This window comes from Paenibacillus sp. RC67, assembly GCF_030020805.1.
Taxonomy (GTDB): Bacteria; Bacillota; Bacilli; order Paenibacillales; family NBRC-103111; genus Paenibacillus_S.
This window is the reverse complement of record NZ_CP125098.1, coordinates 1,027,245-1,049,709: the sequence shown is the minus strand read 5'-3', so window position 1 is coordinate 1,049,709 and position 22,465 is coordinate 1,027,245. Positions and strand designations below refer to the sequence as shown.

Below are 22,465 nucleotides of genomic sequence, written 5' to 3'. Positions count from 1 at the left end.
GGTTTTTGCACCTAGACCAAAGTCGGGGCAACTATTAGACCTAAGCCAAAGTCCACAGAAATAAAGGGCTGAACAGGGATGAACTCTCATTTTCTGAGTCATACTAGCTATGAAACCTACTGGATCGGAGAGATGCTTCTTGAATCGCCCTCGTATTTCCCCTAGCGGCAGCACATTTCTGCGCTTTTCATGGATAGCCGCTATGATATGGCTGACATCAATCTCTTCGGCTCTTGCCGAGCCACAGCCTCCCGTACAAGTATTTGATGTCCAACAGGAGCAAGTCGTAGCAACACTTCCGAATACAGCCGCTTTTCGAGAGCAAGCGGCAAGCTGGCTTAAGGCAGTCCAGCATCTGTCCGGAAGAGCACGTGTAGAGGCTGAATCAGGCATCGTCGTCCATATTCCGCTTCAGCCCCCGCTTCCCGTGCAGCATAACTGGCTGACGATGAACGCTGCTGATCTATACCTTTTTATTGATCCCGAGAAAAAAGAAAACCCTCATCTGCTTGTATTCAGCAGCGAGGGCAAGCCGTACGTATTTGATTGTCCGAGCGACCCGGAATCCTTTTTAGAGCAGCATGGTCTGCTGCAGTTTGCTAAAAAAAGTCAGGCAAATATGTCTGACCCTGCGGAATAATCGATTCCAACAGATGGACAGCTTCTCGATCCCCTTGCAACCGTTCTGTCTCATACAGGAACGCTGGCCGCTGGTATCCCATGAACATAGTGGTTAGCGTTCCAATTCCGCAGGAAACCATCGGCGCAGAGCCACCGGCTTCGCGAATCTTTTCTACACGCAGGGATCCGTTCGAGGAAACTTCCAACATGAATTCACCGTCGTTCCATTCTGCATGTACGTCAGTAACCTTCAGTAATAAGCGGATAGTCGAGCCATCCTGCTGACCTGTACAATTAAACGGAAATTGCTCCAAGAAGAGCTTAACATCAACGATTCTGGCCATGAAATAAGGAATGATTTCCTGCTTTATGCGCGGATTATCCAGCAGGAATGACATACGGTCGTCTACCGGGACGCTTATTGTCACCTTCTCGATCATCGAGTCATGATCGGCGATAAACCTCCATAGTCCTCTCCAGGCTTCCTGATGAAGATACACAAGCTCATGGATACGACATATTTGATTTTTCACCTCGTAATGAACATAACCCGACGGAGAACCGGAAGCGTCGTAATAAACGGCCGCAGTCCCCTTTTTAGCATCGAAAATGCGGTTATTCCACCACGCTGAGTCGCGGTCCAGCGTTCCGTTATACCTCATCGCATATTGTTGATATATGGAATTTAGCAGCTCAATGTCCCTACCAACTCTTACAATGCGGCCAGGTTGATGCGGAAGCCTAGGCAGGAGCGTGGTCGGAATCTCATATTTTTTCGTTTCCGTGTAAGTCTCCCAACCGTATTTTCTATAGAATGCGAATTGAAAGGGATGCAAGTACGAAAGAGACTGTCCCTGCTCCCGCATCACCTGCAGTGCATTGCTTAATAAGCCAGATACTAAGCCGCCTCTTCGATATTCCGGCCAAGTGGCTACCGACGCGATGCCTCCCATTGCATATCGCTTGCCGTACAGCCAGGTATGCATATCCATTACGGTCATACGGGCGGCCAGTTTTCCTTCCACATAAGCACCCCAGCATTCCTTTTCCTTTAAAAGAGAGATTTTTTTCTCCCGCTCCTCCTTGGGCACCTCGTATTGGAAGGCAAACTCCGACAACGACAAACTATCTTGAAACTGCTCTTTTGGAATATGGCGAATAACAAATGATGTCATAGCATTCCCTCCGTCTTTTCTTGATACGATAGCGGCAGCCTTACGGTTACCGTCGTTCCTTTCCCTTTCTCACTCTGCAGCTGAAGAAATCCGTTAGCCGTTTCTATTATTTTATAACAGATCATAATCCCTATTCCCGTTCCTTTTGTTTTGGTGGAATAAAAGAGCGATCCCAATCGTTTTAATTCTTCCTCAGACATCCCGATCCCTTCATCCAAAATACGAATAACGGCTTGATCGTCCTCACGATACAGCTCCAACTGAAGCTTGCCTCCATCCGGCATGGCCTCGATACCGTTCTTAATGAGATTTATCATTAACTGACTCAATTTTTGACGATCGAAATAAATGGCAAGCGATGTCTGCCAGCAGGTCTGGATTTCTACTTGATGCGTATTCGCATACGACTTAACCACATCCACTGCATGAGACAACTGTTCGCTTAAATTCAGCTTCTCCCAGAGCGCATTCTGAGGCTTAGCGAATGAGAGATAATCGATTAGAATGGATTCGGCGCGATCCAGCTCTTCAAGAATTAACGGAGCATAATCATTAAAACGTTTTAATGCAGAGCTATGCGAATTCATCAGCTGCATGAAACCACGCACTACAGTCATTGGATTGCGGATTTCATGAGCAACCGAGGCAGCAAGCTCCCCCAGCATTTGCATTTTTTCCTTCTGTTGAAGCTCAGCCTTCATAAGCGAGTTCTCGTTCATCTTTTCAATAAAATAAATGCTCATATAAGCGCAAACCGCATGAAGCAGACCAAACAAGAGCATGTGAAGCACCATTTGAAGGCTCCAGTGGCTATATTCAGGCTTCAGTATGTAGATCAATACAACAACCAGCTCTCCAACAGCACCTGAGAGGAGTGTCGCTGCCAACAGCTTCTTTTTCATCGGTAACAGCTGATAGGTTCGGCCGAAATAAGATATGAATGTCCAACTTAATATAACGATAATTATCATCGACCACAGCTCAACGCTCCCACCCTGGAGTGCACGTACAAAGACGGTAAAAACCCCCAAAGTCAGTCCAACATACATTCCCCCATACAGGCTTCCGATGATCAACAAAACACCACGTAGATCAAAGGTATACTCCTGAAAGGAACCAATTTGAAAAGTCATGCATCCTGCCAGTCCAACGGCTAGTAAAGCCGTTAAGATAGGCTTATTCAGCTTAGCATTATGATTTATCCTATCCAACCACAGCACTTGATACAAAAAGATGCATGCACATATAATCAGCACGTTCAATAGCAAATGACTCAATTCTTTAGCACGCCCCCCTTCATCCTTACACTAAGGACCGATACCGATCATTTAACGTCAAGCATAGGTTTATTACAGATGCTCATCCTCCTATAAATCCTCATCTTGCTGCCGCGGATTCTCATACTTTTCTATCTTTAACCTACGGATCAAAAATAGTTCTGATAGCGCTGTATGAATCAATGTATTCAGAGTACAGTATATGGACATATTACCATTATGAGGCTAATATTTCTATTGTTGAATAGGAATAAATTCCGATTTTTACCGTTTCCGTTCAACTTTATCCCGATTAACTGCCAAGTTCCAAAGAAGAGTGTTCTCCCCTACAGAACACCCGTTTTTCTTACCTTATTCGGGCTCCTATCCAATCATCAGCGTCCCGCATAGGATAGTCCATATCTTCTGAAAGGGGGATATCGAATGAGCGGTGTCGGCGGAGTTTTCACTAGCACAGGAGTAATCCTTGTATTGTTCACAAATAACCCCCGATAAGGCCGATTTACGCCTCTTCGGGGGTTTTATTTCTACTCTATATTAATTTTTTCTCAGCAGCATCACAGTAACTATCTCGCCTGCTGCAGCGCCACGCCCACCTGCTGGAATATGAATCAAGCAATCCGCATCCTTGATCGATACCATGATGCTTGATTTATCCTTTCCTGCCGGCTCGGCACCGATCATCCCATTCTTCATGACTAACGTCCCACGTACATATCGTGGAAATGCGGAGCCTTTGGAATAGTCGGACATCAAGTACGCCTGTACCTCCTGATGCATGACCTGGCTGCTTCGCATTAGTGCGCGCATATAGGGCCGAACAAAAAGCTCGAAACCGACAAAGCAGGCGCCAGGATTGCCTGATAAAGCAAAAAGCAGCTTATCTCTCCACACACCAACGGAAGTCGGACTTCCAGGCCGCATAGCAACCTTATTGAAGAGCAGCCTTCCTTCCCACTGCTCAAAGACATCGACAAGCACATCCTTGTCACCAACCGAGACCCCGCCTGTCGTCAACACCAGATCCACTTCTTCAAAAGCCGTTAAGAGCTCTCGTTCTAGACTTCCCGGATCATCCGGCATAATAGGCATTATAATCGCCTCTCCGCCTGCTTCCTGAACCTGGCAAGCTAGCATATAGCTGTTGCTATTGCGTATTTTCCCCGGCTCAAGCGGTTTGTTTACGTCCAACAGCTCTGAGCCCGTGGAGAAAATCGCAACTCGAGGCTTACGGTATACAGGAACACTCGAATAGCCGAAGGCTGCCAATATAGCAGTCTCGCCAGCTCCGATCCATTGTCCCTCGTGCAGCAGCAGCTCACCTGAGGTCACTTCTTGGCCTATCGGTGTAATATTGTCTCCAGCAGTCATCTTCTTGCGAATACGCACCTGCTGCTCCCATGACTCCGTCATTTCAAGCATAATAACGGAATCAGCACCTTCAGGTACTACAGCGCCAGTCATAATACGGGCAGCCTGACCCGGTTGAACGCAGCGTTTAGGTACATCGCCGCTATATATATGCTCGACCACCTCAAGGGTGACAGTCTGATCTGGTGAGACAGAAGCGCTGTCTAAAGCACAGATAGCATAGCCATCCACACCTGAACGGCGAAAATGCGGTACGGGCTGCTCGGCTGACACGGGTACGGCCAGACGTCGCCCGAAGCATTCTGCTAAGGGGACTTCTTCCGCCTCCTGATGCCGAACCCAACCGAGCACTGCCTGCTGGGCCTCCTGTACCGTAATCGCTTTTCGTTGAAACTTTAATCCGGACACTTCGGCTCTATCCCCCAATCTGCGACATTCTCCGCAGCGTAGGAATGTGACTTTGCTGCTCGTTCAGCAGCGCTTTGGCCATTTCGTGGCTTTCGGGCTTCACTTCCAACGCTTTAAGGAATAAGTCCGCCAAAGCTTGATCATTGCCAATGTAGCTGCGGACATTGAACTCATCCGACCAGTACAGACATGGCTTAATGTTTCCGTCTGCGGTGAGGCGAAGCCGATTGCACGTTTCGCAGAAATGATCACTCACAGGATGAATCAAGCCGAATGTACCTGCAGCCCCTTCGATACGAAAATTTTGAGAAGGTCCATTACCGTAGATTTCACCGAATGGACTTATTTCCCAACCGCGCTCTGCACATCGATCTGTTACCGTGCTTAATGGAACGTACTTGCTTTTCCATCCCATATCATCGTGGCCGATTGGCATATATTCAATAAAACGTACTTGTACTTTACGGTCGATCGTCATTTGCAGAAAGTCATCAATCTCATCCTCATTCAAGCCTTTCATCAATACCACATTAAGCTTTATAGGGTCGAGGCCTACGCGATATGCCGCGTCGATAGCTTCCAATACCCGTTTAATATCCCCACCACGAGTAATCAGCGCAAAGCGATCCGCACGTAAGGAATCCAAGCTGATATTAATCCTCGTCAAACCGGCTGCACGGAGCTGCTCAGCTTTCGAGGCGAAGAAAATTCCATTCGTCGTCAAGGCGATATCCTCAATGCCGTCAATGGCTGAAAGGCGGGCAATGAGCTGCTCGATGTTTTTTCTGACCAACGGCTCTCCTCCGGTAATACGCAGCTTTCGCAGTCCAAGAGCTGCCAGTACTCTTACCACCTCGACTATTTCATCGAAGGTCAGCAGTCGTTCATCAGGCTCGAACTGCATACCCTCCTCAGGCATGCAATACACACAACGAAGATTACATCGATCCGTAACCGAAATGCGTAAATAATCGTGAACCCTTCCGAAACGATCCGTTAAAATGACTGACATCACAGCTCACCTCCATTATCCGCTTTGTAGATCCCGGACCTAACTCTTACCCCATATTATCATGTTATTATGGCATAATTCATTGTAAAAAAATAGCTTAGTGTAACTTATTCTAACATCTATCTACTAGCCTATTCCTTATTGCTGCAGCTTTTCGTATTGAATTGGATCATTAATATTTTCCACAAAATTAAGTGGAATGCCCTTCTCAGCAAAAAAACATTCATCCTCTTGCCTGTAGTTCAGCTTATGCATAAATTGCATTACCCTGTGCTCATTTGACTCAAGCATTTCATCTATAATCCCAATACATCGGTTGATTTTGTAAATCCCATGAAGCGGCTGTATTCTTCCACCCACCGTCGGTACCACTGCATCCCATTCTTCTCCGGAAGAAGAGTGAATCAGCTCCGACATGGCTCCAGCAGCAGCAGCTGATATATAAGGCATATCACAAGCAACAACCCACAGCACCTCACTCTGTGCGGCAGCCATAGCCGCCTGCATGCCTGCAAGCGGACCCTTTCCAGGCAGCAAATCCGGGATGACCCGCACATCTCTATAGCTCTGCTCTAGCAGCAGCCTCTCGAATGGAGCAGGCTCGTTAGCGATAATTAATATTTCCCCGCACAGCTTATTAAGCTCCTCCAACTGCCTCTCAATAAATAACTGTCCTTGCAGCTGCAGCATGGCTTTCATCCGGCCACCCATTCGACGGTTCTGCCCCCCAGCCAGCACCACACCTGAGAGACTCTTCTGACCCCCGTCCATATGCTCATTCCTCCATCCAAAATATTGGATTAGCTGCTAGCCTTCCGCTGAGTCCAGACGCTTTTGAAATGAAGCCCTCCAGCTTTCCGATAGCGCTTCGACCTCAAGCAATGAGCGAATCCCGCTCCAATCGCTTTTATCATGATATTTTAATCGGTTAGCCTCCGATATCGTATTAGACGCCGTATGACGTTCCACGATCCGCAGCTGCTGACCGGCTGATACCTTACCTGCTTTCAGCACTCGAAAGTAATAGCCGGTTAAGCCTGTGTTCTGAAACATAATCGGAAGCTCCGGTATATCGTACTTTTTTCCAAGCTTGAAGCAAGGCTGCCTTGGCTGAGAAATCTGTACGACGGCATCGCCCACCTCGAATATATCACCGATATGAACCTCGGTTTCCGTCATTCCGGTAACGGTAAAGTTCTCGCCGAAAGCTCCATGGGTCATCTCCATTCCAAGCTGCTTTTGCCAAAAACTGAAATGCTCCGCGCAATAAACGCAAACGGCTTTATCTTTTCCCCCATGATTTATCAGATCTGCTTGCCCATCGCCCTCAAGCTGAATGGATGAGAGGAATACAGCTCCTTCTACGGGCTTCTTGTATATACCGGTTTCCAGCGGCTTGCCCTTATAATCGATGACAACAGGTTTCCCTACATTTAACGACAACAGCTGCATTCCGTCAATCTCCTCTTAGTAAGCAGGACCTCCAAGTCCCGCAAACCACAATTTCTTACTACTATAAAAGAAAATGCTTCTCATCGCCATAGGAATCATTAGGATTTACCGTTTAATGCCTTTATGGAAAGGATAAAATAAACAGTAGAACGAATTATGGAGGGACTTGCAGCATGATTGAAAAGGGGAGAATCTCCTCATTCCAGATGGCGGTGCTAATGTACCCGACCATCATATCTACATCGATTCTCTCTGTTCCCTCTATAACAGCTAAGTTCGCGGATAAAGATCTATGGATCGCTCCCATCTGGGCTGCACTCACCGGTTTCTTAGTCGTTTATATCCTGATTATGCTAAGTAAGCTATATCCGGGACAAAGCATGATCGAATACAGCACCCACATACTTGGGTACAAACTAGGAAAACTGTTAGGCCTCATCTACATCATCTCTTACCTTATCAATGTAGGGATCATGATAAGAGAATACGGCGAATTTATAATGGACGCCTTTCTACATGAGACTCCAATCATTGTCGTCATGGGCAGCATGGTACTCGTGTGCGCTTTTGCTGTTCGCAGCGGCCTGGAAGTACTGGGGCGTGTTGCTCAAGTCTTTGTCCCTATAGTGGTTATTCTTTTATTGCTTATCTTTTCTTTAGCAATTCCTGACCTGGACCCTGACAATATGCTCCCTATTTTTGAGCGAGGGATAACCCCCTCCCTCATCGCGGCGATTCCAACCCAAACCTGGTTCACCGAGTTTATCGATATTACAATTCTGCTGCCTTTTTTGGCAGACCGCGAAAAGGGCTTGAAGTGGGGAATGATTTCGGTCATTGCCGTTATGGTATCCATGGTGCTTTGTGGAATCATTAGTCTGCTGCTGCTCGGGGACATCGTGAGCAGCTATAGCTATCCGGTCATGCTCGCAGCGCGTTACATTAGTCTGGCTGACTTTCTGGAGCATTTGGAAGCCATGGCCATGGCTGTTTGGGTACTCGGCATGTTTATCAAAATTTCGGTTGTTTACTATGTGCTGGTTTTAATGGTTGGGCAATGGCTTCAACTGCCAAGCTATCGTCCGCTCGTTTTTACTATCGGCTATATGTCTGTTGTTTACAGCAAATGGGTCGCGTCCAGCCGGGAAGTATTGAACCACATGCTCGCGACCTCACTTGTATTTTTTTATATTACCATTCAGTTTGTCATACCAGCTTTACTTCTATTGATTGCACTCCTTCGAAATAAATGGAGCAAGCACAAAGAACCGGGCAGCCGGTTGCCAACAAATGCTGTATCTCCAGAGAAAAGCTCAGACGGTTAAGACAATCTGTTTTTGCTAACCCATGCGTCATTATCGTAACCACGAACCTCCCAGTAGCCAATATGCTCTTTATCAATCAGTTCAATCGCCTGCAGCCATTTGACCGATTTATAGGCATACATTTTGGGAACGACCAATCGGACAGGACCTCCCAGCTTTTGGGGAATCGGCTTTCCATCCATAAGAACGGCTACCATTACATCCTCCATATGGGCCTGCTCCAACGATAAACAATCCGTGTATACTTTATCTCCCGAATACATTTTAACGAAGCGTCCTGTGCTCTTCACATTCGCCATAGCTAGAAGCTCAGACAAAGGAATCCCCTCCCAGGTTACCTTGTAGACAGACCAGCCAGTAACACAGTGAAAATCACTGACCTGCACTTGACGCTTTAGCTTCAGAAACTCCTCCCAGCTCCACGAAAGGGGCTTCTCCACCAAGCCTCCAATAGTAAACTTCCAATTATCACTCGCGAAGGCTGGGATATCTGTGACGGTATATACTCTAAATTGCCCTTGACCGCCTCCACCGGCAGGAGGATTGGACTCAGGGAGCGCTTCAGGTGCAGGGACCATCCGATTCGCATCCTCCCCTACCAACTTCTCCAATTCGGCTCCGCCTGTATCCGTTGCCGACTTAATCCACCGATAAAAAGCCGGACCGACTCCAAACACAATAGCCAGACCTACAACCCATCTAATAAATGCAGCACGTGAAATCGGTGCTTTCTTCCAATATTGTATCTGCGTTTGGGGTGAGCTCTCATCCTCATCCTGCATTCCAACCCCAATAGTAGCAGCCATGTCTCTGCCGCGCAGAACAGAAGCTTCGCGCTCCTCCTTACGCCTCATTACTTTTAACCATCTGCTCCTTGAAACAGAGTGATACACTGCATAGGGGATACCAACCCATGTGAAAAGATCATGCAGCACAAGGGCAGCATTGCTCCATACTGGAGAGAAGCTGCGGAACTGCCACAATATAATCCCGGACACACTCCAGCCTGTAAGCAAAAGAAGAACAATAACCAAATTCCAGCGCTGGTTCACTTTCTGCCGGATTTGCTTCCAATGCTTCGGGATATATCGGATATAGGAAGCGATAACCAGAATGGATGCAATCCCTAATACACTATGCGCCTGCTTTAAAAACACCCGAAAAGCTCCTAAATCTCCTCGAATCGAAGGAACATACAGCACGACACCTGTGATGGCAAGCAAGACAATCAGCCATGCATTCCACGCATGGAGCCGTTTCAGCGTTTTCCCATACGATTCCTTTAACCAGCTTCTCCAAGCATCCATCCTTGCACGCTCCTCTTCCTAGAGATGCACCCAGCACACTCTGCTCATCTGCATTTTGTTCTATAGAATTCGTTCATTGGAAGCCCTTTCTTTTATTGTAACATATCATAAGCCCTCCAGCCCATTAGGCCTTAAACGTATGATCAACCGACAGAATGCACAAAAAGCATGAAACCTACGCCCGCAAAGCGTACATCGCATGCTTACATTCCAAGATCGGCCACCGATCCTTTATTGTTTATAACCCATAATAATTCCTGCTGTCTCCTCGATTGCCTTATCGGTCACATTAATGATTGGGCAGCCTACCTGTTTCATAAGCTTTTGTGCGTAATCCAGCTCCTCCTTGATCCGTTCCATCACCGCATATTTTGCTCCGAACGGCAAACCGACTGCTTTCAATCGTTCCGTTCGTATTTTCAGCAGCTTGTCCGCATCCATAATAAGACCAATGATTCGATTGCCCGGCAATAGGAATAGCTCCTTGGGAGGCTTCACTTCTGGTACCAGCGGTAGGTTAGACACCTTGATCCCTTTATGCGCCAAAAAGATGCTCAGTGGCGTCTTCGACGTTCGTGAAACACCGATCAGCACGATATCCGCCTTCAATAAAGAGCTTGTGTCTCTTCCATCATCGCACTTTACGGCAAATTCTATGGCTTCGACCCGTTTAAAATAATCGTCGTCCAGCTCATGAAGCAGACCTGGCTTGCGCTTTGGGGAATCGTTGAACGTATCGATAAAAGCCTGCATCATAGGGCCCATAATGTCAACCGCACGGACTCCCAAACGGACTGCTTCTTCCCTCATCATTTCACGAAGCTCCGGTTGTACGAGAGTATAAGCGACAAAACCGCCGCGTTGGGCAGCTTCCTCCATGATCGCGCGGATTTCATCCTCGTGCTTAATATGCCCGATCCGTTTCGTCTTGACCTGCTGCGCATCAAATTGGCGCATGGTCGCCTTAACGACGGCTTCAGCGGTCTCCCCTACCGAATCAGAACAAATTGTGATTTCATAATGTTGGTCGTCTTTCATCATCCGGTTCTTCTCCTTTGTTTACAAGCATTTTCATCCATATTCCTTCTGTATATTAAGGCTCGGTTGCAAGCTCCAACAGAATTTGGGTCATGATCGTCTTGGTGATCCGACCTACTACGTCCCATCGAGAGCGACCTTGTGAAGTATCCTGTTTGGAACGAGTGACTACGGGAAGACTGTCCACCTGATGGAGAATCATTTTCCGTGCAGCATCGATAACCGTATCATCAGGATTTACATGAACTACGTTCGCCTCCCTAGTCATTACCATACTAACGGGCATGGATGCAGCCGCTGTATTGCCTAGTGTAAACTTTAACAAGTCTTTTCGGGATATGACACCGGATAAACAGCTTTCCTCGTCAACAACAATCAAGCTCCCCACATTTTCCATAAAAAGCGACACGACTGCATCATGAACAGAAGCATTCTCTCTTACAATGACCGGCATGGACTGTACATCTTTTACTTTAAGCGACTGCAGCCTCCGGGAAGCCTGACTTCCTGAGGACATGGCGGAACCCGGCGAGTAGCCCACTTTAGGCTTGGCATCGACATAACCGAGCATGACAAGCAAAGCAAGATCAGAACGAAGTGTCGGGCGGCTTAATCCGAGCATTTCCGCTATCTGTTCCCCTGTAATCGGCGAATGCTGTTTGACCAATTCTACTATTTGTAATTGCCGAGCTGTCAGTTCGATGATCATAACCTCCTGTCTTATTTCGAGCATGTTATATTACATGCATTGTACCAAATAATGAATCAAACTTATATAAAGAATGCATCCGTATCTCATAATAGGCTCAAAAGAGATGATTAATAGACTAAAAATAAAATATATTGCACGTTTTATCACTAATTATTATACTATATTTATTAAACATTGTATCTTATTTAATAATAAATGATACCACACAGAAAAAATCGGATATGGGGGCTATGTACTATGGAAAGAGAACTAGCACTGGAAATTGTTCGCGTTACTGAACTTGCCGCGTTGTCGGCAGCGCAGTGGATGGGCCGGGGAGACAAGATTCAAGCGGATGGAGCAGCGACCTCTGCCATGAGGACCATGTTCGACTCCGTCTCCGTCCAAGGGACTGTAGTTATCGGAGAAGGAGAAATGGATGAGGCTCCTATGCTATATATCGGCGAGCAGGTTGGAAATGGACAAGGTCCTGAAGTAGACGTTGCCGTGGATCCGTTGGAGGGCACCGAGCTTGTTGCTAAGGGACTAAATAATGCCCTTGCCGTCATTGCTATCGCCAACAAAGGCTGCCTTCTTCATGCCCCCGATATGTATATGGAAAAATTGGCCGTAGGCCCTGCCTTGGCAGGCAAGCTGCATCTGACTGACCCTCTTGAAGTTACTCTGGAGAAGGCTGCCCATTACCTGGATAAGCCACTAAGCAATTTAACCGTTATGATTTTGGATCGCGAGCGCCATCAAGATATGATTCAAACACTGCGTCGTGTGGGTGTACGTATCAAATTGTTGAGTGACGGCGATGTTGCCGGTGCAATGGCTCCTGCTCTGGCTGAATCAGGCATAGATCTCTACGTCGGCTCTGGCGGCGCTCCTGAAGGAGTTCTCGCAGCGGCTGCGTTATCCTGCCTTGGCGGTGAGCTGCAAGGACGTCTTATGCCTTCCAATGATGAAGAATACGAGCGCTGCTTGAAAATGGGTATGGACGATCCTTTGAAGCTTTTAAGCATGGAGGATATGGTCGGTACTGAGGATGTTATTTTTGCCGCAACAGGTATTACACCAGGAGAGTTTTTAGGTGGCGTTCAGTATTTGGCTAATCAGCGTGCGGAGACTCATTCCATCGTGATGCGGGCCAAGACCAAAACCGTACGATTTATTCGCTCCATTCATTATTTACCTAATAAACCTCAAATTATTACTTCGTTATAATAAGCCATATACTGCTCTACTTCTCTCGTATGTTACAATACTCATACACAACATATGACGGGAGAAGGTTTAAAATGGCTATCTTGTTTTATACAGCTGTAGGTTTGCTTGCAGCGACATTCGGGAGTCTTGTAGGCTTAGGCGGGGGCGTTATTATCGTCCCTGCTCTAGTTTACTTGGGTCCTATTTTTGTCGGTCAACAAATCTCCGTCGCTACGGCGGTAGGTACTTCATTGGCTGTTCTCATCTTCACTGCCTTATCTTCCACATTCACCTTTTATAAACAAAAGCGGGTCGATTTCAAAAGCGGATGGCTGTATTTCATCACCTGCGGACCTGGCGCCATGCTTGGATCATATACAACACAATTCGTTAACGCAAAATCATTCCAGCTCAGCTTCGGTATCTTTATGTTCTGTATGGCTACCCTCTTAGTGTTAAGAGATTATATGAAGCCATTGAATATTCAGTGGAGAATCCAACGATCATTTACAGATGCTCAAGGAAACATTCACGAATATGGCTACGGGATCATTCCAGCGCTTGTCATTGGGTTAGCTGTTGGGTTCATATCCGGTCTATTCGGGATAGGTGGGGGTTCTCTGTTTGTGCCGGCCATGGTTATCATTTTCCGGTATCCTCCGCATATTGCGACCGCTACTTCCATGTTTGTTATTTTCCTATCTTCCATTATGGGCTCCTTTACTCACCTCAGCTTGGGGGAAATCGATGGTTGGATGGTTCTAGGACTTGCTCCCACTGCCCTCGTAGGAGGTTGGCTTGGGGCTAAAATTGCCAGCAAGTTAAGCAGTAAAAAATTGCTCTGGATCCTTCGAATTACCTTTTTCATCGTTGCTATCAAAATGATTTGGGAAGGTATTGCAGGATAGCTGGTTATTTCTTGCTTTAGGATAATCCCTCCCTCTTTCGCCAACACTAAAGGCATCTTTGTGCAAGGGGGAGACCGACGTATGAGACCAAATGTTTTCAAAATAGCCTTATGCATTTCCATTGCTTCCTTGAGCTTATCTGGATGCGTACATCAGTCGGAACACTCTGCTCCAACCCCATCCGTACATACAACGGAACTGCTGCAGACTGAACCGAAGCATCAAGACAAGCTCTTGATAACTATGCCCGATACAGTCCAAGCGCCTAAATCATCGGTTGGACTACAGCCTACTGTCGTTCAACCGCCTTCTCCGACACCGGAGGTTCAACCTGCTTCTCCAGTTCAGCCTTCCGTTCAACAGCCATTAACTGAGGAGCAGCTACCCGTCCGTAAAGCAAACAAGAAGATACCTAAACATTCTGAGGGTGCACCTGCCTCAACCGCTTCCAACAAATCAACAGCAGCTAAGCGGCTGACCTTAAGTCAGCTCATAAAAAAATATCCTGATCTGCTCTTGTTAAAAGGGTCTTCTAACTCCAAACAAATCGCGCTTACCTTTGACGATGCTCCCGATACGCTGTATACGATTCAAGTATTGGATATTTTAAAAAAATATAATATAAAAGCTACCTTTTTCGTTGTAGGTCGACTTGCAGAGGCGCATCCATCTGTAGTAAAACGAATGCATAGAGAAGGACATGTTGTTGGAAATCATACCTATAACCATGCCTTACTAACCAAGCTGTCGGATGAACAGTTCCAGTCTCAAATTTCTAAAACCCAAAAAGTAATAAAGAACACTATCGGCTATACACCTAGACTGATTCGTCCTCCTTACGGAGAAATAACGGAAAGTCAGTTGCTGTGGGCTTCCAAACAACACTATACAATCGTTAATTGGAACGTAGACTCACGGGACTGGAAGCAATTAAGTCAAGCTGAGGTTACGGCCAACATATTAAATCACGCTGGTGCTGGATCGATCATTTTACAGCATTCTGGTGGGGGACCTAGTCAGAACCTGACAGGTACAGTAGCCGCCCTACCTGTAATTATTGAATCTCTTCAATCGAAAGGATATCGATTAGTTACTCTGCCTGAGCTTCTCAAAGTATCCAAACAGCTATAGACTTGAAGTCACTGAACGGTAAAGAAGCCTTCGATACCCAAAGGTAAATGAAGGCTTCTTCTTATTGTACATTCACGTTAAGGCAAGTTAAACTACCTACGATCCTCCAGCAGCTTTTGCTGTGCCATTCTTATCATCTCTTTAACCATGGAGCCGCCTATTCGTCCGCCAATCTTTCCTGCCTGCTCTGTCGTTAAACGTCCATTATCGTTAGGCGACAACGGAATACCTAATGTTTTCGCAACCTCATATTTGACTTCATCCGGCTTGTTCATATTGACGGCAAAGCCTTGCTGACTCATGACTTCACCTTTGAAATGCTCCATCCCTTGCGATGCATTCGGGACCAAGAGCCTGCTGCTGCTCCTTCTTCTTGCCATGGCAGTACTCCTTTCTCTTCTGGTAAGTATAGAATAAGCTTAAACAACGGCTACTATACTTACATAAAAACTTGACTTACCGTCAACAATAATGAAGCTGAATTCAATGTGTTGAGGAGGTACCGGAAAATCATGAGTCATCTATCTGAAATTATCGATAACCACTCTAACCTGGATGGTCTCTTTGCAATTATTAAGCATTATGGCGTAAGCGCGGAATTCGTTACCGATGCGCTCGTTCAACGGTTTGAGCAAATACAAAAGGATGATAACTCCGAAGCGAAGACTGAGGAAGAAACAGCATACTGTGAGGAAATATTAGATTCTTTAAATCAATACTATGCACGATTGTGATGATTAGCTGACCCATCAAGTAAGCCCAACTCCAATTGCATCTATAAGCATATAAAAAGACCATTAGATATTGTATCTAATGGTCTTTTTATATGCCGGTGAAGGGACTCGAACCCCCCACGGTTTCCCTCACGATTTTGAGTCGCGCGCGTCTGCCAATTCCGCCACACCGGCTAGTATGGCGCGCCCTGAGAGATTCGAACTCCCGGCCTTTTGATTCGTAGTCAAACGCTCTATCCAGCTGAGCTAAGGGCGCAAATATGAGGTTGTAACTGGTGCCGAAGACCAGACTTGAACTGGTACGGTAGTCACCTACCGCAGGATTTTAAGTCCTGTGCGTCTGCCGATTCCGCCACTCCGGCGTAAAAATGGAGGCGCCACCCAGACTCGAACTGGGGGTAAAGCTTTTGCAGAGCTCTGCCTTACCACTTGGCTATGGCGCCTAATTAAGTTGGAGCGGAAGACGGGAATCGAACCCGCGACCCTCGCCTTGGCAAGGCGATGCTCTACCGCTGAGCCACTTCCGCATATAATAAACTGGGGATCTAGGATTCGAACCTAGGCATGACGGAGTCAAAGTCCGTTGCCTTACCGCTTGGCTAATCCCCAATATTTGATGAAATAATGGGGCGATCGATGGGACTTGAACCCACGAATGCTGGAGCCACAGACCAGTGCGTTAACCCCTTCGCCACGACCGCCACAGTATTAAATTGGCAGGGGCAGCAGGAATCGAACCCACACCAAAGGTTTTGGAGACCTTTGTTCTACCTTTAAACTATGCCCCTATGAAAATGGTGGAGGCTGATGGATTCGAACCACCGAACTCGATGAGAGCAGATTTACAGTCTGCCGTGTTTAGCCACTTCACTAAGCCTCCGTATTCAAATGCGTGCTTCTTTAATGAAGCAATGGTGCCGTCGAGAGGACTTGAACCCCCAACCTACTGATTACAAGTCAGTTGCTCTACCAGTTGAGCTACAACGGCATATTAACTTAAATGGTGGCTCGGGACGGAATCGAACCGCCGACACGAGGATTTTCAGTCCTCTGCTCTACCGACTGAGCTACCGAGCCTCGGTACTACATTGTAAAGATAATGGCGGAGCCGACGGGATTCGAACCCGCGGTCTCCTGCGTGACAGGCAGGCATGTTAGGCCTCTACACCACGGCTCCACACTAGATAATTTGGTTGCGGGGGCAGGATTTGAACCTGCGGCCTTCGGGTTATGAGCCCGACGAGCTACCGGGCTGCTCCACCCCGCGTCGTTGTACTATATGGTGGAGGCTGACGGGATCGAACCGCCGACCCTCTGCTTGTAAGGCAGATGCTCTCCCAGCTGAGCTAAGCCTCCATATGTACTATAGTTTAAATGGTGACCCGTAGGGGATTCGAACCCCTGTTACCTCCGTGAAAGGGAGGTGTCTTAACCCCTTGACCAACGGGCCTTACTGCTACGGAGAGAGAGGGATTCGAACCCTCGAGACGCTTGTGACGCCTACACGATTTCCAATCGTGCTCCTTCGGCCAACTCGGACACCTCTCCATATGGCTCCCCGAACAGGACTCGAACCTGTGACAACTCGATTAACAGTCGAGTGCTCTACCAACTGAGCTATCAGGGAATAAAAGTTACAACAGAGTATCAGTTAATTGCACCCTGAAAACTAGATACGAAATAAATGCGCGTTGGTTGAGCTATACTTCTGCATGTTGTACACATCACAGAATCTTGGATAAGCCCTCGACCGATTAGTATTCGTCAGCTCCACACGTTGCCGTGCTTCCACCCCGAACCTATCAACCTCGTCGTCTTCAAGGGGTCTTACATACTGGGAAATCTCATCTTGAGGGGGGCTTCACGCTTAGATGCTTTCAGCGCTTATCCCGTCCGTACGTAGCTATCCAGCCGTGCTCCTGGCGGAACAACTGGTACACCAGCGGTACGTCCATCCCGGTCCTCTCGTACTAAGGACAGCTCCTCTCAAATTTCCTACGCCCACGACAGATAGGGACCGAACTGTCTCACGACGTTCTGAACCCAGCTCGCGTACCGCTTTAATGGGCGAACAGCCCAACCCTTGGGACCTACTTCAGCCCCAGGATGCGATGAGCCGACATCGAGGTGCCAAACCTCCCCGTCGATGTGGACTCTTGGGGGAGATAAGCCTGTTATCCCCAGGGTAGCTTTTATCCGTTGAGCGATGGCCCTTCCATTCGGTACCACCGGATCACTAAGCCCGACTTTCGTCCCTGCTCGACCTGTATGTCTCGCAGTCAAGCTCCCTTATGCCTTTGCACTCTTCGAATGATTTCCAACCATTCTGAGGGAACCTTGGGGCGCCTCCGTTACTTTTTAGGAGGCGACCGCCCCAGTCAAACTGCCCACCTGACACTGTTCCCCGACCAGTTCATGGCCGCGGGTTAGAACTCCGATACGATCAGGGTGGTATCCCAACGTCGCCTCCACACAAGCTGGCGCTCATGCTTCTCAGGCTCCCACCTATCCTGTACAGATCGTACCAAAGTCCAATATCAAGCTGCAGTAAAGCTCCATGGGGTCTTTCCGTCTTGTCGCGGGTAACCTGCATCTTCACAGGTATTAAAATTTCACCGGATCTCTCGTTGAGACAGCGCCCAAGTCGTTACGCCATTCGTGCGGGTCAGAATTTACCTGACAAGGAATTTCGCTACCTTAGGACCGTTATAGTTACGGCCGCCGTTTACTGGGGCTTCGGTTCATAGCTTCGGGATTGCTCCCTAACCACTCCCCTTAACCTTCCAGCACCGGGCAGGCGTCAGCCCGTATACTTCGCCTTGCGGCTTCGCACAGACCTGTGTTTTTGCTAAACAGTCGCTTGGGCCTTTTCACTGCGGCCCCCTCGGGCTATTCACCCTACCGAGGCACCCCTTCTCCCGAAGTTACGGGGTCATTTTGCCGAGTTCCTTAACGAGAGTTCTTCCGCGCGCCTTAGCATGCTCTGCTCGCCTACCTGTGTCGGTTTGCGGTACGGGCACCTTCTCCCTGGCTAGAGGCTTTTCTTGGCAGCCTGAACTCATGACCTTCGCTACTGCAATTTTCGCTCCCCATCACAGACCAGCCTTAACGATGTGCGGATTTGCCTACACATCAGCCTCTCTGCTTGGACGGGCATCCATCAGCCCGCGTCACTATCCTTCTGCGTCACCCCATCGCTCATAACGGTTCACGGTGGTACAGGAATTTCAACCTGTTGTCCTTCGACTACGCCTTTCGGCCTCGCCTTAGGTCCCGACTTACCCTGAGTGGACGAGCCTTCCTCAGGAACCCTTAGGCTTTCGGCGGACAAGATTCTCACTTGTCTTTTCGTTACTCATACCGGCATTCTCACTTGTATGCTGTCCAGCGCTCCTTACGGTACACCTTCAACCTACATACAACGCTCCCCTACCCAAGAGCATCTTTAGATGCTCAGGCCATAGCTTCGGTGGCGTGTTTAGCCCCGTTACATTTTCGGCGCAGAGTCACTCGACCAGTGAGCTATTACGCACTCTTTCAATGGTGGCTGCTTCTAAGCCAACATCCTGGTTGTCTGTGCAACTCCACATCCTTTCCCACTTAACACACACTGGGGGACCTTAGCTGATGGTCTGGGCTGTTTCCCTCTTGACAATGGATCTTAGCACTCACTGTCTGACTCCCGGGATGAAAGTATGTGGCATTCAGAGTTTGACTGGACTTGGTAACCCTTGGCGGGCCCCGCACCCAATCAGTGCTTTACCTCCACTACTCATCTCCCGAGGCTAGCCCTAAAGCTATTTCGGGGAGAACCAGCTATCTCCAAGTTCGATTGGAATTTCTCCGCTACCCCCACCTCATCCCCGAATTTTTCAACATTCGTGGGTTCGGGCCTCCAGTGCGTGTTACCGCACCTTCACCCTGGACAGGGGTAGATCACATGGTTTCGGGTCTACGCCCACGTACTAAGTCGCCCTATTCAGACTCGCTTTCGCTGCGGCTTCGGCTCTTCACCTTAACCTTGCACGGGAACGTAACTCGCCGGTTCATTCTACAAAAGGCACGCCATCACCCATGAACGGGCTCTGACTTCTTGTAAGCACACGGTTTCAGGTTCTATTTCACTCCGCTCCCGCGGTTCTTTTCACCTTTCCCTCACGGTACTGCTTCACTATCGGTCGCTAGGGAGTATTTAGCCTTGGCAGATGGTCCTGCCTGCTTCCCACGAGGTTTCACGTGTCTCGCGGTACTCGGGATCCGTCTAGCGATACGTTCGTTTTTGGCTACAGGACTTTTACCCTCTCTGGTCGGCCTTTCCAGACCGCTTCACCTAACCAACTTTTCGCATATTGACGTCCCACAACCCCAGAGGGCAAGCCCCCTGGTTTGGGCTATTCCGCTTTCGCTCGCCGCTACTGACGGAATCACTTTTGTTTTCTTCTCCTGAGGGTACTTAGATGTTTCAGTTCTCCTCGTATGCCTCCAATGCAGCTATGTATTCACTACATGGTAACTGAGTATTACCTCAGCTGGGTTCCCCCATTCGGACATCCCCGGATCAAAGCCTGCTTACGGCTCCCCGAGGCCATTTCGTCGTTCGCCACGTCCTTCTTCGGCTCCTAGCGCCTAGGCATCCTCCGTGTGCTCTTATTAGCTTAACCAGCTAATGATTCGATTCGTAAAGAATCGTCACTACGTGTATTGCTCTACGCATTTATTTCGATATCTAGTTTTCAAGGAACAATCTTAATTCAATTGAGAAGTGTTATCCTCTCAAAACTGACCAACGAGTGAATGTTGTTTGCAGTATAATATACTGCTTTATGTCCGATGACCTACAGTCATCATGGACTCCATAGAAAGGAGGTGATCCAGCCGCACCTTCCGATACGGCTACCTTGTTACGACTTCACCCCAATCATCTACCCCACCTTCGGCGGCTGGCTCCCTTGCGGGTTACCCCACCGACTTCGGGTGTTGTAAACTCTCGTGGTGTGACGGGCGGTGTGTACAAGACCCGGGAACGTATTCACCGCGGCATGCTGATCCGCGATTACTAGCAATTCCGACTTCATGCAGGCGAGTTGCAGCCTGCAATCCGAACTGAGACCGGCTTCTAAAGATTCGCTCCACCTCGCGGCTTCGCTTCCCGTTGTACCGGCCATTGTAGTACGTGTGTAGCCCAGGTCATAAGGGGCATGATGATTTGACGTCATCCCCGCCTTCCTCCGGTTTGTCACCGGCAGTCACTCTAGAGTGCCCAACTCAATGCTGGCAACTAAAGTCAAGGGTTGCGCTCGTTGCGGGACTTAACCCAACATCTCACGACACGAGCTGACGACAACCATGCACCACCTGTCTCCAATGCTCCGAAGAGGGCACCTATCTCTAGGTGTTTCATCGGGATGTCAAGACCTGGTAAGGTTCTTCGCGTTGCTTCGAATTAAACCACATACTCCACTGCTTGTGCGGGTCCCCGTCAATTCCTTTGAGTTTCACTCTTGCGAGCGTACTCCCCAGGCGGAGTGCTTACTGTGTTTACTTCGGCACCAAGGGTATCGAAACCCCTAACACCTAGCACTCATCGTTTACGGCGTGGACTACCAGGGTATCTAATCCTGTTTGCTCCCCACGCTTTCGCGCCTCAGCGTCAGTTACGGTCCAGAAAGTCGCCTTCGCCACTGGTGTTCCTCCACATCTCTACGCATTTCACCGCTACACGTGGAATTCCACTTTCCTCTCCCGCACTCAAGTCACCCAGTTTTCAGTGCGATCCGGGGTTGAGCCCCGGGCTTAAACACCAAACTTAAATGACCGCCTGCGCGCGCTTTACGCCCAATAATTCCGGACAACGCTTGCCCCCTACGTATTACCGCGGCTGCTGGCACGTAGTTAGCCGGGGCTTTCTTCTCAGGTACCGTCACCCTAGGAGCAGTTACTCTCCTAGGCGTTCTTCCCTGGCAACAGAGCTTTACGATCCGAAAACCTTCATCACTCACGCGGCGTTGCTCCGTCAGACTTGCGTCCATTGCGGAAGATTCCCTACTGCTGCCTCCCGTAGGAGTCTGGGCCGTGTCTCAGTCCCAGTGTGGCCGATCACCCTCTCAGGTCGGCTACGCATCGTCGCCTTGGTAGGCCGTTACCCTACCAACTAGCTAATGCGCCGCAGGCCCATCTGTAAGCCACAGGTTACCCCGTGTTTCATGATCCCCTCATGCGAGAGAACCAGTTATCTGGTCTTAGCTATCGTTTCCGATAGTTATCCCAATCTTACAGGCAGGTTGCCTACGTGTTACTCACCCGTCCGCCGCTATCCCCGAAGGGACCGCTCGACTTGCATGTATTAGGCACGCCGCCAGCGTTCGTCCTGAGCCAGGATCAAACTCTCCATTAAAGTGATCACCGAAGCGATCGTATAACAGAGCTTGTCTTAAGCTCAAAATTCAATGCTAGCGAGAATTTTCATTCTCTTTAAAACATTCACTCGTTGTTCAGTTTTCAAAGGACAATTCTTCGACAAAACCTTATTACTTTCGTAATTTTCATCTTGTCATTTTGTGTCGCTTTGTTTAGCAGCGACTTTTTTAATATAACACATTCACCCATCTTAATGCAAGCTTTTTTTCAAATTATTTTTCCGAATCAAGCTTGCTGTGTTTCAAATGTGCTTACCGTTTTTAGCGGCGAGAGTTAATGTATCATAGGCTTATATATAAAGTCAAGCATCTTTTTCAAAAAATATTGCGCAGCACTGATCAGAACTAAAATGGAAGTACAGCTGCTTCCAGCAGACCGTACTTCCC

The 22,465-nt window shown here is 48.2% G+C and carries 16 protein-coding genes, 17 tRNA genes and 2 rRNA genes; 6 read left to right on the top strand and 29 right to left on the bottom strand.

The annotated features are described in order from the left end of the window. Window positions 1-139 precede the first annotated feature (139 nt). Window positions 140-640: a hypothetical protein gene (locus QMA13_RS04880; protein ID WP_282939866.1), complete on the top strand. Its 501-nt coding sequence runs from the start codon at window positions 140-142 to the stop codon at window positions 638-640. Here QMA13_RS04880 and QMA13_RS04875 read toward each other — a convergent pair. The 6 genes from QMA13_RS04875 to QMA13_RS04850 form a co-directional block, all read right to left on the bottom strand. Next, window positions 600-1,796, bottom strand: a complete 1,197-nt coding sequence (locus tag QMA13_RS04875; protein ID WP_282939864.1) for a GNAT family N-acetyltransferase — start codon at window positions 1,794-1,796, stop codon at window positions 600-602. The two genes, QMA13_RS04880 and QMA13_RS04875, sit on opposite strands and share 41 nt — an antisense overlap. Next, the gene (locus tag QMA13_RS04870; protein ID WP_282939862.1) at window positions 1,793-3,073 is read right to left on the bottom strand and encodes an ATP-binding protein; all 1,281 of its coding nucleotides are present in this window, start codon (window positions 3,071-3,073) and stop codon (window positions 1,793-1,795) included. Before QMA13_RS04870 ends, QMA13_RS04875 begins: the two co-directional genes overlap by 4 nt. Before the next feature lie 537 nt (window positions 3,074-3,610). Next, complete coding sequence (locus QMA13_RS04865; RefSeq protein ID WP_282939861.1) at window positions 3,611-4,852, bottom strand: molybdopterin molybdotransferase MoeA; 1,242 nt, start codon at window positions 4,850-4,852, stop codon at window positions 3,611-3,613. A gap of 7 nt (window positions 4,853-4,859) precedes the next feature. Then, a complete protein-coding gene (gene moaA, locus QMA13_RS04860) occupies window positions 4,860-5,864 on the bottom strand; it encodes a GTP 3',8-cyclase MoaA (RefSeq protein WP_282939860.1) in 1,005 nt (334 codons plus the stop codon). A 138-nt stretch (window positions 5,865-6,002) separates the two neighbouring features. Continuing rightward, window positions 6,003-6,635 carry a molybdenum cofactor guanylyltransferase gene (mobA, locus tag QMA13_RS04855; RefSeq protein ID WP_282939859.1) on the bottom strand — a complete coding sequence of 211 codons (633 nt, stop codon included), beginning with the start codon at window positions 6,633-6,635 and terminating at the stop codon, window positions 6,003-6,005. A 36-nt stretch (window positions 6,636-6,671) separates the two neighbouring features. Continuing rightward, window positions 6,672-7,316: an MOSC domain-containing protein gene (locus QMA13_RS04850; RefSeq protein ID WP_282939858.1), complete on the bottom strand. Its 645-nt coding sequence runs from the start codon at window positions 7,314-7,316 to the stop codon at window positions 6,672-6,674. Between the two features lie 173 nt (window positions 7,317-7,489). Between QMA13_RS04850 and QMA13_RS04845 the strand changes: the two genes are divergently transcribed. Continuing rightward, complete coding sequence (locus tag QMA13_RS04845; protein ID WP_282939857.1) at window positions 7,490-8,641, top strand: GerAB/ArcD/ProY family transporter; 1,152 nt, start codon at window positions 7,490-7,492, stop codon at window positions 8,639-8,641. Here QMA13_RS04845 and QMA13_RS04840 read toward each other — a convergent pair. The 3 genes from QMA13_RS04840 to QMA13_RS04830 all read right to left on the bottom strand — a co-directional run bounded on the left by QMA13_RS04840 (window position 8,638) and on the right by QMA13_RS04830 (window position 11,695). After that, the gene (locus QMA13_RS04840; protein WP_282939856.1) at window positions 8,638-9,948 is read right to left on the bottom strand and encodes a molybdopterin-dependent oxidoreductase; all 1,311 of its coding nucleotides are present in this window, start codon (window positions 9,946-9,948) and stop codon (window positions 8,638-8,640) included. The two genes, QMA13_RS04845 and QMA13_RS04840, sit on opposite strands and share 4 nt — an antisense overlap. A 231-nt stretch (window positions 9,949-10,179) precedes the next feature. Continuing rightward, entirely contained in the window at window positions 10,180-10,986 is an 807-nt protein-coding gene (locus QMA13_RS04835) for a pyruvate, water dikinase regulatory protein (protein WP_282943261.1), read from the bottom strand. Between the two features lie 55 nt (window positions 10,987-11,041). Beyond that, window positions 11,042-11,695, bottom strand: a complete 654-nt coding sequence (locus QMA13_RS04830) for a helix-turn-helix transcriptional regulator (protein ID WP_282939855.1) — start codon at window positions 11,693-11,695, stop codon at window positions 11,042-11,044. A 240-nt stretch (window positions 11,696-11,935) separates the two neighbouring features. Between QMA13_RS04830 and glpX the strand changes: the two genes are divergently transcribed. From glpX to QMA13_RS04815, 3 genes are all read left to right on the top strand, one after another. Next, on the top strand, window positions 11,936-12,907 hold the full coding sequence (gene glpX, locus QMA13_RS04825; protein ID WP_282939854.1) for a class II fructose-bisphosphatase: 972 nt from the start codon (window positions 11,936-11,938) through the stop codon (window positions 12,905-12,907). A 74-nt stretch (window positions 12,908-12,981) separates the two neighbouring features. Further along, on the top strand, window positions 12,982-13,797 hold the full coding sequence (locus QMA13_RS04820; RefSeq protein ID WP_282939853.1) for a sulfite exporter TauE/SafE family protein: 816 nt from the start codon (window positions 12,982-12,984) through the stop codon (window positions 13,795-13,797). 81 nt (window positions 13,798-13,878) lie between these two features. After that, window positions 13,879-14,928, top strand: coding sequence for a polysaccharide deacetylase family protein (locus QMA13_RS04815; RefSeq protein ID WP_282939852.1), 1,050 nt, complete (start codon window positions 13,879-13,881; stop codon window positions 14,926-14,928). A 92-nt stretch (window positions 14,929-15,020) separates the two neighbouring features. On the opposite strand, the gene QMA13_RS04810 is transcribed toward QMA13_RS04815, so the two are convergent. Continuing rightward, a complete protein-coding gene (locus tag QMA13_RS04810; RefSeq protein ID WP_282939851.1) occupies window positions 15,021-15,308 on the bottom strand; it encodes an alpha/beta-type small acid-soluble spore protein in 288 nt (95 codons plus the stop codon). 132 nt (window positions 15,309-15,440) lie between these two features. Between QMA13_RS04810 and QMA13_RS04805 the strand changes: the two genes are divergently transcribed. Further along, window positions 15,441-15,662: a hypothetical protein gene (locus QMA13_RS04805; protein ID WP_282939849.1), complete on the top strand. Its 222-nt coding sequence runs from the start codon at window positions 15,441-15,443 to the stop codon at window positions 15,660-15,662. A 93-nt stretch (window positions 15,663-15,755) separates the two neighbouring features. On the opposite strand, the gene QMA13_RS04800 is transcribed toward QMA13_RS04805, so the two are convergent. The 19 genes from QMA13_RS04800 to QMA13_RS04710 form a co-directional block, all read right to left on the bottom strand. Beyond that, window positions 15,756-15,836: transfer RNA gene (locus QMA13_RS04800), tRNA-Leu, on the bottom strand. Between the two features lie 5 nt (window positions 15,837-15,841). Further along, window positions 15,842-15,918, bottom strand: a tRNA-Arg gene (locus QMA13_RS04795). 17 nt (window positions 15,919-15,935) lie between these two features. Beyond that, window positions 15,936-16,024 (bottom strand) — tRNA-Leu (locus QMA13_RS04790). 7 nt (window positions 16,025-16,031) lie between these two features. Beyond that, window positions 16,032-16,105: transfer RNA gene (locus QMA13_RS04785), tRNA-Cys, on the bottom strand. A 9-nt stretch (window positions 16,106-16,114) separates the two neighbouring features. Next, a tRNA-Gly gene (locus tag QMA13_RS04780) sits at window positions 16,115-16,189 on the bottom strand. Between the two features lie 10 nt (window positions 16,190-16,199). Continuing rightward, window positions 16,200-16,271 (bottom strand) — tRNA-Gln (locus QMA13_RS04775). Between the two features lie 16 nt (window positions 16,272-16,287). Then, a tRNA-His gene (locus tag QMA13_RS04770) sits at window positions 16,288-16,363 on the bottom strand. A gap of 13 nt (window positions 16,364-16,376) precedes the next feature. Continuing rightward, a tRNA-Trp gene (locus QMA13_RS04765) sits at window positions 16,377-16,450 on the bottom strand. Between the two features lie 7 nt (window positions 16,451-16,457). Beyond that, window positions 16,458-16,542, bottom strand: a tRNA-Tyr gene (locus tag QMA13_RS04760). 32 nt (window positions 16,543-16,574) lie between these two features. Next, window positions 16,575-16,650: transfer RNA gene (locus QMA13_RS04755), tRNA-Thr, on the bottom strand. Window positions 16,651-16,663: 13 nt separating this feature from the next. Further along, a tRNA-Phe gene (locus QMA13_RS04750) sits at window positions 16,664-16,739 on the bottom strand. A gap of 23 nt (window positions 16,740-16,762) precedes the next feature. Continuing rightward, window positions 16,763-16,839 (bottom strand) — tRNA-Asp (locus QMA13_RS04745). A 13-nt stretch (window positions 16,840-16,852) separates the two neighbouring features. Then, a tRNA-Met gene (locus QMA13_RS04740) sits at window positions 16,853-16,929 on the bottom strand. A gap of 13 nt (window positions 16,930-16,942) precedes the next feature. Continuing rightward, a tRNA-Val gene (locus QMA13_RS04735) sits at window positions 16,943-17,018 on the bottom strand. A gap of 19 nt (window positions 17,019-17,037) precedes the next feature. After that, window positions 17,038-17,112 (bottom strand) — tRNA-Glu (locus QMA13_RS04730). Window positions 17,113-17,121: 9 nt separating this feature from the next. After that, a tRNA-Ser gene (locus QMA13_RS04725) sits at window positions 17,122-17,210 on the bottom strand. Between the two features lie 3 nt (window positions 17,211-17,213). Beyond that, window positions 17,214-17,289 (bottom strand) — tRNA-Asn (locus QMA13_RS04720). 107 nt (window positions 17,290-17,396) lie between these two features. Then, window positions 17,397-20,323, bottom strand: a 23S ribosomal RNA gene (locus tag QMA13_RS04715). A 198-nt stretch (window positions 20,324-20,521) separates the two neighbouring features. Then, window positions 20,522-22,056 (bottom strand): 16S ribosomal RNA (locus tag QMA13_RS04710). Together the 16S and 23S rRNA genes with 17 tRNA genes alongside form the textbook arrangement of a ribosomal RNA operon. Window positions 22,057-22,465: the final 409 nt, after the last annotated feature.